The following is a 10,329-nucleotide window of genomic DNA, read 5'->3' as shown; positions in this document are numbered from 1 at the left end:
CGTGCGCTGATCCGGCCTGCGCTGATCCGGCCTGCGCTGATCCGGCCTGCGCTGATCCGGCCTGCGCTGATCCGGCCTGCGCTGATCCGGCCTGCGCTGATCCGGCCTGCGCTGCATCGGGCGGCGCTGCCAGTGCGCGGCACCTCAGTCGCCACCTGATGACCCAGCCCGTCCGCCCAGGCGACCCGCCCGAGACGACCATGGCCACGAGCCACCTGAGGCAGCAGCATCCGCCATACCCAGGTCATCGCCCCTCCTCTTGGTATCGGCACCGAGCAGACCCTTCACCCACCAGGACTCACCAACCCGAGATCCCAAGCCCGTACGCAACCCAAGGAATTCGCGCCACACCCCGCCGCCGACCCGATAGCCAGCCAAAATTCTCGACGGAGCCCAGTGTCAAGGATCTCCGAAGGCGACCGGCGAAGCCGGCGGCCGCAGGCCGTCCTTGACTCCGGGATCTGGCGAGAACACCATCCATAACGGGTCGGCGGCCCGACCATGAGAAGAACGACCAGCCACAGCGCCCGCCGAGAAGCCAAGCCTTACGAGTCGAACCCCAGCCCCAGCCGATCCATCGTCCGCAGGAACAGGTCGCGACGACCCCCGTTGGCATCAGCCTTCCCGAGCGAGCGGACCATCATCGAGATGCCCGCATACCGCGCCGGCTCGGGTGGGAACGGCAGCGGCTTGGAGCGCACCATCTCGAGCGACGTACGTTCCGTCTGCTCGCCGCTGAGGAGGTCGAGCATGACCTGGGCGCCGAAGCGGGTGGCCCCGACGCCTAGACCGGTGTAGCCGAGGGCGTAGGCGACGCGGCCCGCGTACGCCTTGCCGAAGAATGCCGAGAAGCGGGTGCAGGTGTCGATGATGCCGGCCCAACGGTGGGTGAAGCGGAGGCCCTCGAGCTGCGGGAAGGTCTCGAAGAAGTGGCCGGCCAGCTTGTCGTGGGTGGCGCCGGTCTCCAGCTCCGGTGAGATCTTCGATCCGAAGTGGTAGATCGCGTCGTAGCCGCCCCACAGGATCCGGTTGTCCCTGGTCAGGCGGTAGTAGTGGAAGTGGTTGGCGGAGTCACTGACGCCTTGCCGGTTCGCCCAGCCGATGGCATCCATCTGCGCGGCGGAGAGCGGTTCGGTCATGAGTACGTAGTCGTAGACCGGCACGGTCATCATCCGCAGCCGCCGCAGCAGCGGCGGGAAGGCGTTGGTGGCCAGTGCCACCCGCCCGGCCCGGACCGAACCCGCGATCGTCGAGACCCGCATCCCCGAACCGTCACGCTCGAGACCGGTGACCGCAGAGCCCTCGTGGATCACCACCCCGGCGTCCAGACAGGCCTGCCGCAGACCCCACGCCAGCCGCGCCGGCTCGATCGTGGCCGTGTCACCGACCACCTCCAAGCCACCGAGGTAGGTCGGCGAGCGGAGCTCGTCCCGTACGCCGATGTCATCCAGCAACCGATGCTTGATGCCGTGCTCGGTCAGCGCGGTCGACCACTCGGCGAGGTCGTCGACCTCGTGCGGACGGGTGGCGACGTTCAGCGCACCGGTGAGCTGCCAGTCGCAGTCGATGCTGTGGTCCTGGATGGTCGCCGCCATCTCGTCGAGATTCTGCTGGCCGAGCCGGTCCAGGGTCGCGAGCTCGTCGGGCCAGCGCTCCAGACCGTTCCAGAAGCCATGTGTCAACGACGCCTCGGCGAAGCCGCCGTTGCGGCCCGATGCCTGGTCCCCGCACTGGCCGGCCTCCAGCACCACCACCGACCACGACGGATACCGCTCGCGGGCCAGCAGTGCCGTCCACAGCCCCGAGTACCCGCCTCCGACGACGACCAGATCGGCCGACTCCACCCCGAGCAGAGGCGGCAGCGGCGCTGGCTTCGCAGGGTCGTCCAGCCAGTAGACGGCGGGCTTCGCATCGGTCAGCGAGACATGGTTCACGACGCCCACTATGACAACTTCAGAGGCCTTCAGCCACACACAATGTACGGAATCATGGAAATTGTTCGTTACACACGACGGATTTCGTTGCATCAGGCCACGGCAAACAGGTTGACTGGGCGCCATGACCACTCGCAAGCGCAACGGGGGCGCTCACCTCGACGAGGTCAACAAGCTGATCATCGAGCAGCTCCAGCAGGACGGGCGGCGCAGCTATGCCGCGATCGGCAAGGAGGTCGGCCTGAGCGAGGCCGCGGTGCGGCAGCGCGTGCAGCGCCTCGTCGACAGCGGCGTCATGCAGGTCGTCGCTGTCACCGACCCGCTCGAGCTCGGCTTCGCGCGCCAGGCCATGATCGGCGTACGCACCTCCGGGCCGATCGAGGGGATCGCCGACGAGCTCGGCAAGCTCGACGAGGTGGACTACATCGTCATCACCGCCGGCTCCTACGACCTGCTCGTGGAGGTCGTCGCCGAGAGCGACGAAGCCCTTCTCAACCTCGTCTCCAGCAAGATCCGCGCCATCGAGGGCGTGGTGAGCACCGAGACGTTCATGTACCTCCACCTGCACAAGCAGACGTACGCCTGGGGCGTCCGGTGAGCGAGCGCCAGCGAGCGACCCGTGAGTCTTTCACCGGGCCACATCCGTATTCTGGCGTTTGCGCTACGGAGGTGGCCCGGTGACCTACTCCGACATCAGCCTGTGGCACGAGACCGCAGGCGACTCCTGGGAGCCTCGCCCGGCGTTGATGGGCGACCTCGAGGTGGATGTCGCGATCGTCGGGGCCGGCTACACCGGCCTGTGGACGGCCTACTACCTGGCCGAGGCCCGGCCCGACCTGAAGATCGCGGTCCTCGAGGCCGAGGTCGCCGGCTTCGGGGCCTCGGGCCGCAACGGCGGCTGGTGCTCGGCCCTCTTCCCCGCCTCGCTCGACAAGGTGGCGGCGGGCTCGAGCCGGGAGGCCGCTCTCGCCCAGGACCGGGCGATGCGGGCGACCGTCGACGAGGTCATCCGGGTCGCCGCGGCGGAGGGCATCGAGGCAGATATCGCCAAGGGCGGCACAGTCGTCGTGGCCCGTACCGCCGCCCAGCTCGAGCGCGCCCGCGACGAGGTCGAGCACGCCCGCTCCTGGGGGCTCGGTGACGCCGAGATCTCGCTGCTGGACCAGGCCGCCGCCGAGAAGCGCCTCGCCGCGACCGGCACCCTCGGTGCCACCTACACCCCCGACTGCGCAGCGCTCCACCCCGCCAAGCTCGTCCGCGGCCTGGCCCGTGCCGTCGAGGCCCGCGGCGTCACGATCTACGAGCAGACCCGGGTCACCGCGATCGAGCCGCACCTCGTGCGGACGGAGCGTGATGCGGTCACCGCCGACGTCGTCGTACGTGCCACCGAGGGCTACACCCCGACACTGGCCGGGCTCGAGCGCGAGGTCATCCCGGTGCGCTCCCTCATCATCGCCACCGAGCCGCTCTCCGACCTGGTCTGGTCGAGCATCGGCCTGGACGAGCGCGAGACCTTCTCCGACGGCCGGCACCTGCTGATCTACGGACAGCGCACCGCGGACGACCGGCTGGTCTTCGGCGGCCGGGGCGCTCCGTACTCCTTCGGGTCGAAGATCACCCACGCGGACGCCTCCGACCTCCGCACCCACCGTCGCCTGCAGGAGACCCTGGTCGAGCTGTTCCCGGCCGTACGCAGCCACAAGATCACCCACAGGTGGGGCGGGGTCCTCGGCATCCCGCGCGACTGGCACGCCTCGGTCGGCTACGACCCCGCCAGCGGCCTCGCGCACGCCGGCGGCTACGTCGGCGACGGCGTCGCGACCACCAACCTCGCCGGCCGTACGCTGCGCGACCTGGTCCTCGGCACCGAGTCCGATCTCACCGCCCTCCCCTGGGTCGGTCACGTCTCACCGCGCTGGGAGCCGGAGCCGCTGCGTTGGCTCGGCGTCAACGCCGGCCTGCGCGCAATGACCATGGCCGACGCCGAGGAGACCGCCACCGGCAAGGGATCGTTGGTAGCCCGGGCCGTCGCTCCGCTGGTCGGAGGTCACTGACCCTCCGGACCGGAACGGCTACGCTGCCGCTGTCGTATCCAGGATCTCGGGGGAAGTCATGGCAGTGTCGTCGGGCGCCAAGAAGACGCTCATCTCGGTGGCAGTCGTCGTCGCCGTCTGCGGTCTGACCGTAGGGATCGCCCACTGGCGAGCCCACGACCTGGTCGCCGGCGACGTGGCCTGGCACGTCGAGATCAGCGATGGCGGCGACGAGGCCGTCGTGGTCCGCGACCGGATCTATACCTACGAGGACGACGTGCTCACGATCCGCGACCTGTCCAGCGGGCGGGAGATCGCCGAGGACTATCAGGACGGGGCCTGGGCCCGGGTCGGGGACAGCGGCGACGTGGCGGTGGTCAGCATCGATGGCCTCGCGATGTACGACCGGAGCGGCGACCAGGTGTGGCACCAAGCTCTCGACGACCTGCACATGCCGATCGCCATCAGCACCGACGGCGAGCTCGATGCTGTTCGGTGCGACGAGGACGAGGGATGCACCCTGGTGCACTTCGACGCCGCGGGAACGATCACGTCCAGCACCTCGCGAGAGTCGCTCGATCTCGGCATCCCGGCCGTCGTCGGCGTCACGACCCTCGACGACAGTCGGCTCGTCCAGCGAGTCCCAAGAATGCCGGTCGACATCGATCCCGAGACACGTTCGGCCTTCCAGGTGCGGAACGGCAAGCGCTGGGGAGCACCGGTCGGCGTCATGGACGATCACGTCGCGGCCCAGGTCGGTGACCTCCTGGTCGGGATGTCCCGCAAGGACGGGACCTGCATCTTCACCGCCGTCAGGGCCGGGGCCACAGCGTGGACGAGTTCCACGCCCTGCCCGGATCTCGGCTTTCCCACCGTCGACGTCTTCGCCGACCGGATCTACGTGACAAACCACTCCGAGGGTGCCTACGACATCGTCACCGCCGATCTCGAGGGTCGGCGCGCATCCGCATTTCAGGTCGAGGTCGATCCGGCCTCCGAGGCCGACGACCGGCAGCTGCTGAGGCCTACCCCGGACGCCGTCGTGCTCATCCAGAGCGACCGGCTCGTGGCATATTCGCCGACCGGAAAGCGTCTGTGGAGCCAGGACCTGAACAGCAGGTCGCGGCGCGCGGCCGTCGAATCGAAGCGGCTCTACCCCGACGTAGCTGTCAGTGGGCCGGTCATCGATCACTTCGACAACGGTCCGGCCGGACTGGCCGGCCTCGCCATCGGCCGAAAGCTGCCCGCCTACACGCACACCTTCGTCGACTCCGGATCCGGCGACGAGACGGCACGGCTGGCGGCTCCGTACGGGTCCGTCGCCTACGGGCTCGACGACGGCCGCGTCCTGATGCTCGGCAACGACGACATGTGGCTCGTCTCGCCCTAGCCCGATAAACCTGTTGCGTACGCCGGTCGCGGTCCTCCACCATGGAGCGCGACCGGCGTCCTCGTCCACGAGGCGCCCCTGATCGAGAGGAGCAGACCATGACTGTCGTTGTCCTGTGCCTGCCCACAGACCACATCTCTCGTATCAGGAGCACCCGAAGTGACTCAGGAGAACATCTCCGCTGATCCTCTCCAGGGGATCGACTCGAATTTCGTCTTCGACTTCCAGGCGTACGACGACCTGGACGATGGACAACGCTGGTCCACCTGGCTCTCCGTGGAGCCGCTCTCGCGTGGACCGGAGCCGCGCCCGGACTGGGTGGTGACCTCTCAGGGCGCCATCGACACCGAGCTCGGCATCCTCAAGACCGGCAAGGAGGCCGACGCCTTCCTGGTGGTACGGGCCGACCCGCTCTTCCCCGAGCAGGAGGCGCTGATGGTCGCCAAGCGCTACCGCGACACCGACCATCGCACCTTCCACCGGGCCGCGACCTACACCGAGGGCCGTTCGGTCAAGCGCTCCCGCGACGAGCGCGCGCTGAAGAAGGGCTCGACCTTCGGCCGCGAGGTCGCCAAGGCCGAGTGGGCCAACGCCGAGTGGAACGCGCTCGTACGCTGCTGGAACCTCGGCCTCCCGGTCCCCTATCCGGTGCAGATCGACGGGACCGAGATCCTGATGGAGTGGATCGCGGTCGACGACGGCAACGGCGAGCTCGAGACGGCGCCGCGGCTCGCCCAGACCCGGCCGGAGCACCACGTCCTGGAGATGTGGTGGGACGGGCTCGTCGACGCGCTGGCCACGATGGTGCAGGCCGGCCTGGTCCACGGTGACCTCTCGCCGTACAACATCCTGGCCCAGCAGGACCGGCTCGTGATCATCGATCTCCCCCAGATCATCGACCTGGTCGGCAACCCGCTGGGCTTCGACTTCCTGCTCCGCGACATCACCAACGTCGCGAAGTGGTTCCAGGCCCGGGGCCTGGAGGTCGATGAGCAGGAGGTCTACGCCGACCTGATGGCGCACGCCTTCTGAGCGCTAGCGGGCCAGGCCGCGCATCAGGGTGGCGACGACGTCCTCCAGCATCCCCTGCGACTGCTCGGGCGTCACGAAACCGGAGCCGACGAAGGTGGCGAGGCCCTGGATGGCGGCCAGGACGGTGACCCCGATGACCTCGGGGTCACCGTCGACGACCTCACCACGGGCCTGACCCTCGGTGAGCAGGGCGGTGGGGTGGGCGAAGGCGGCGGCGACGGCCTCGGCGATCTCGGCGCCAGAGGTCTCGCTGTGCTTGCGCGCGAACATCACCGAGAGCAGTGCCGGGTTGTCGGTGGCGAAGTCGAGGTAGGCCGAGGCGAAGGCCACCAGGTCGTCGGTGAGCGAGCCGCGAGTGGCCAACGCGGCGTCCATGACCTCGCCCAGCCGCCGGAACCCGGCGACCGCGAGTGCGTCGAAGAGCGCGTTCTTGTCGCGGAAGTGGGCGCTCGGCGCGGCATGGCTCACGCCCAGGTCGCGGGCGATGCCGCGCAGCGAGAGCGCGTCGGTGCCCGACTCGCGCAGCACCTCCTCCGCACGGCGGAGCACCGCGGCGCGCAGGTCGCCGTGGTGGTAGCGGGTCATCGTCTCGGTCATCAGGCACACCTTATCGAGATTTCACCGATTTAGACATTGTCAAGATTCTTGGCACCGCCTAGATTGGTTCCATGACCGAACAGAAGTGGACTTCCGAACGGCTCCCGTCCTTCGAGGGCCGCACCGTCATCGTCACCGGCGCGACCAGCGGCCTCGGCCGCGTCGTCGCCACCCAGCTGGGCGCGAAGGGCGCCCGCGTCGTCCTGGCCGTACGCAACGTCGCCGCCGGCGAGGAGGTGGCCGCCACGATCGGCGGCAGCGCCGAAGTGCGGGCGCTCGACCTCGCCGACCTCAGCTCGGTGCGGCACTTCGCCGACGAGTGGGAGGGCGAGATCGACGTACTCATCAACAACGCCGGGATCATGATGGTGCCCAAGCGCCTCACGACCGACGGCTACGAGAGCCAGTTCGCCACCAACCACCTGGGACACTTCGCGCTCACCAACCTGCTGCTCCCCCACATCACCGACCGCGTCGTGACGGTCGCCTCCACGGCCCACCGCTGGGGCGGCTTCGACCTCGACGACCTCAACTGGGAGCGGCGCGACTACCAGACCGAGCGGGCCTACGGACAGTCGAAGATCTCCAACCTGCTCTTCACCCTCGAGCTCCAGCGGCGCCTGGAGGGCACCGGGCTCCGGGCGTACGCCGCCCACCCGGGCTACGCGGCGACCAACCTGCAGAGCCACACCGGCAACGCGGTCAAGCACGCCCTCATGGCGATCGGCAACCGGGTCGTCGCGCAGTCCGCGGAGGCGGGCGCACTTCCGACCCTGTACGCAGCCAGCCAGGACCTTCCGTCGGGAAGCTACGTCGGGCCGGACGGCTTCGGCGAGTACCGCGGCAGCCCGACCCTCGTCGGCCGCACCGCGGTCGCCTCCGACCCCGAGCTCGCCCGCAAGCTGTGGACCGAGTCCGAGCGCCTGACCGGAGTCTCCTGGCCACTGTGAGTCGGTAGGTTTCTCGGTATGAAGCATCACCGGGGACGGCATGTCGACATCGAGTCGGTGGACGAGCTCGACGGGCACTTGGCGGCTGGAGCCGGCAGTCTGAAGGGGTGGCGGCTGCGGTCGCTGGACCTGAGCTCGCGTTCGGAGACCCTGCGCGAGACCGAGCTGGCCGGCGCCACGTTCCTCGGGTGCACCTTCGCACCCGGGGACGGCGACTACGCCGAGGACGAGGGCGCGCTGGTGATGCCGGTGATCCCCGAGGCACCCGTCGACGTCTACCGATCCCGGCTCTACACCCCCGAGGAGCTCTACGACGACCCGGTCTATGCGCGGAGCCTGGATGCGAGGGCGTACGCCTGGCTGCAGCAGCCGCTCGACGCCGACGACGAGCTCGCGATCACCCTCCACGATCACGCGATCGACGCCGCGCTCGAGGCATGGGTGCGGGAGCGCCGCGACGAGGGCACGCGGATCATCGGGATGATGGGCGGGCACGCGCTGCGGCGGGGCGAGGAGGGCTACGCGACCGCGGCCCGCCTCGCTCAGCACCTGGCGAGCCGTCATGTGGTGGCGACCGGCGGCGGCCCGGGAGCGATGGAGGCCGCCAACCTGGGCGCCTTCCTCGCCGGAGCGCCGAAGACCATGCTCGACGATGCGCTCGCGGCGCTGGCCGCGGTGCCGTCGTTCCGGCCCTCGATCCGGTCATGGGCACAGGTCGCTCTGGACGTACGGAACCAGGTCGAGGGCAAGCCCGGAAGGTCGCTGGGGATCCCGACCTGGCACTACGGGCACGAGCCGCCCAACGTGTTCGCCGGGGCGATCGCGAAGTACTTCCGCAACGCCACCCGCGAGGCGGTGCTGCTGGAGGTCTGCGACGGCGGAATCGTCTTCCTGCCCGGTGCCGGCGGCACCGTGCAGGAGGTCTTCCAGGACGCCTGCGAGAACTACTACGCCGACGCGAGCGCGGTCGCGCCGATGGTGCTGGTCGGGCGCAGCTACTGGACCGAGGAGCTGCCGGTCTGGCCGCTCCTGCAGGCCCTCGCCCGTGGCCGCGCGATGGAGGGCCACATCCACCTCGTCGACACCGACGAGGAGGTCCTCGACGTCATCGCGGCCGGCGCGCCCGGATGACGTCGCGGTAGTGGTCGACCAGGGCGGCGTTCACCGCGCCCCAGGACTTGTGCGCGACGCTCTTGCGGGCCTCGCGCCCCATCCGCAGCCGCAGCTGCGGGTCGTTGTGGAGCAGCGCGACGTGGGAGCCGAGGTCGTCGCGGCTGCCGGGCTCGTAGAAGAACCCGGTGACGCCGTCGGCGACCAGGTCCAGCGGCCCGCCCGAGCGTGGCGCCACGACCGGGACCCCGGACGCGAGCGCCTCCTGGACCGCCTGGCAGAACGTCTCGTGGGAGCCGGTGTGCGCGAACACGTCGAGGGAGGCGTACGCGGCCCCGAGCTCCTCGCCCTGCAGCACGCCCAAGAAGGTCGCGTTCGGGAGCAGGTGGCGCAGCTCGCGCTCCTGCGGGCCGCCACCGACGAGCACGACCTTGTACGCCGGGTTGTGCGCCAGCGGAGCCAGCAGGTGCAGCTCCTTCTCCTGGGCGAGGCGGCCGACGTACCCGACGATGGTCTCCCCGTTGGGCGCGAGCCGGGCGCGCAGGTCGTGGTCGATGCGACTCGGGTGGAACAGCTCGACGTCGACACCTCGCGGCCACAGTCCGGTGCGCTGTACGCCGAGGCCCTCGAGCTGGGTGAGGGCCGACGAGCTCGGTGCCAGGGTGCGGTCGGCGGCCGAGTGCGCCTGACGGGTGAGCATCGCCGCGGCCTGCGGGCCGCCGACTGCCTTGTACTTGTCCCAGAAGCCGACCAGGTCGGTCTGGTAGATCGCCACGCTCGGGATGCCGAGCTCCTTGGCCACCAGCACCGCCTGCCGCCCGAGCAGCGCGGGTGAGGCGACGTGGATGACGTCGGGGCTGAACCGGCGCATCACCGCGCGCAGCTTGCGCCGCGTCTCGAGTCCGACGCGGAAGTCCTTGTAGACCCAGAACGTCGCGCCCCGGGTGCGGGTCACCGGGAACCCGGCGTACTCGGTGGGCCCGGTGGGGGCCACGACCTCGACGGTGTGGCCGTCGATCGCGAGATGCTCCAGGACGCGGCGTACGGAGTTCGTCACGCCGTTGACCTGGGGCAGGAACGACTCCGTGACGATGAGGACACGGAGCGGCTCTGAGTTGGCGGCGACCAGCGGGACCCGATCGAGGCTGATGCTCATGTTCCCGATCGTGAGCGCCGTCCGGCAACGTGACCCCCGACTTGGTTGACGGGTCGGTGAACCTCCCGTGGCCAGAACTACGTGCCGGACGACAGGTAGTCCGGGCGGTGTCATCAGCGGAAACACC

The 10,329-nt window shown here is 69.6% G+C and carries 9 protein-coding genes; 6 read left to right on the top strand and 3 right to left on the bottom strand.

From position 1 onward, the window contains the following. Positions 1 to 545 precede the first annotated feature (545 nt). The gene (locus tag ABTX24_RS15330; protein ID WP_350840719.1) at positions 546 to 1,934 is read right to left on the bottom strand and encodes an NAD(P)/FAD-dependent oxidoreductase; all 1,389 of its coding nucleotides are present in this window, start codon (positions 1,932 to 1,934) and stop codon (positions 546 to 548) included. A gap of 124 nt (positions 1,935 to 2,058) precedes the next feature. On the opposite strand from ABTX24_RS15330, the gene ABTX24_RS15325 reads away from it, so the two are divergent. The 4 genes from ABTX24_RS15325 (at position 2,059) to ABTX24_RS15310 (ending at position 6,389) form a co-directional block, all read left to right on the top strand. After that, a complete protein-coding gene (locus tag ABTX24_RS15325) occupies positions 2,059 to 2,532 on the top strand; it encodes an Lrp/AsnC family transcriptional regulator (protein ID WP_008363265.1) in 474 nt (157 codons plus the stop codon). A 79-nt stretch (positions 2,533 to 2,611) separates the two neighbouring features. After that, complete coding sequence (locus ABTX24_RS15320) at positions 2,612 to 3,988, top strand: NAD(P)/FAD-dependent oxidoreductase (RefSeq protein ID WP_350840717.1); 1,377 nt, start codon at positions 2,612 to 2,614, stop codon at positions 3,986 to 3,988. Positions 3,989 to 4,046: 58 nt separating this feature from the next. Continuing rightward, complete coding sequence (locus ABTX24_RS15315; protein WP_350840715.1) at positions 4,047 to 5,357, top strand: hypothetical protein; 1,311 nt, start codon at positions 4,047 to 4,049, stop codon at positions 5,355 to 5,357. Positions 5,358 to 5,516: 159 nt separating this feature from the next. Further along, the gene (locus ABTX24_RS15310) at positions 5,517 to 6,389 is read left to right on the top strand and encodes a serine protein kinase RIO (protein ID WP_160024458.1); all 873 of its coding nucleotides are present in this window, start codon (positions 5,517 to 5,519) and stop codon (positions 6,387 to 6,389) included. 3 nt (positions 6,390 to 6,392) lie between these two features. Here ABTX24_RS15310 and ABTX24_RS15305 read toward each other — a convergent pair whose 3' ends face one another. Next, positions 6,393 to 6,986 carry a TetR/AcrR family transcriptional regulator gene (locus tag ABTX24_RS15305; RefSeq protein WP_350719098.1) on the bottom strand — a complete coding sequence of 198 codons (594 nt, stop codon included), beginning with the start codon at positions 6,984 to 6,986 and terminating at the stop codon, positions 6,393 to 6,395. Positions 6,987 to 7,057: 71 nt separating this feature from the next. Between ABTX24_RS15305 and ABTX24_RS15300 the strand changes: the two genes are divergently transcribed. Together ABTX24_RS15300 and ABTX24_RS15295 are read left to right on the top strand one after the other, a co-directional pair. Beyond that, entirely contained in the window at positions 7,058 to 7,936 is an 879-nt protein-coding gene (locus ABTX24_RS15300; protein WP_350840713.1) for an oxidoreductase, read from the top strand. A gap of 18 nt (positions 7,937 to 7,954) precedes the next feature. Further along, complete coding sequence (locus ABTX24_RS15295) at positions 7,955 to 9,067, top strand: LOG family protein (protein ID WP_350840711.1); 1,113 nt, start codon at positions 7,955 to 7,957, stop codon at positions 9,065 to 9,067. On the opposite strand, the gene ABTX24_RS15290 is transcribed toward ABTX24_RS15295, so the two are convergent. Continuing rightward, the gene (locus ABTX24_RS15290; protein ID WP_350840709.1) at positions 9,042 to 10,202 is read right to left on the bottom strand and encodes a glycosyltransferase family 4 protein; all 1,161 of its coding nucleotides are present in this window, start codon (positions 10,200 to 10,202) and stop codon (positions 9,042 to 9,044) included. The genes ABTX24_RS15295 and ABTX24_RS15290 overlap by 26 nt on opposite strands. Positions 10,203 to 10,329: the final 127 nt, after the last annotated feature.

It is taken from the genome of Nocardioides sp. NPDC127514, from assembly GCF_040302125.1.
Taxonomy (GTDB): domain Bacteria; phylum Actinomycetota; class Actinomycetes; order Propionibacteriales; family Nocardioidaceae; genus Nocardioides.
The sequence above is the reverse complement of the archived record's forward strand: the minus strand, read 5'-3'. Positions and strand labels throughout refer to the sequence as shown.

Coding starts and splice junctions, on each gene's coding strand:
- ABTX24_RS15325 (WP_008363265.1), top strand. CDS start 2,059: ATGACCACTCGCAAGCGCAACGGGGGCGCTCACCTCGACGAGGTCAAC.
- ABTX24_RS15305 (WP_350719098.1), bottom strand. CDS start 6,986: ATGACCGAGACGATGACCCGCTACCACCACGGCGACCTGCGCGCCGCG.
- ABTX24_RS15315 (WP_350840715.1), top strand. CDS start 4,047: ATGGCAGTGTCGTCGGGCGCCAAGAAGACGCTCATCTCGGTGGCAGTC.
- ABTX24_RS15300 (WP_350840713.1), top strand. CDS start 7,058: ATGACCGAACAGAAGTGGACTTCCGAACGGCTCCCGTCCTTCGAGGGC.
- ABTX24_RS15295 (WP_350840711.1), top strand. CDS start 7,955: ATGAAGCATCACCGGGGACGGCATGTCGACATCGAGTCGGTGGACGAG.
- ABTX24_RS15290 (WP_350840709.1), bottom strand. CDS start 10,202: ATGAGCATCAGCCTCGATCGGGTCCCGCTGGTCGCCGCCAACTCAGAG.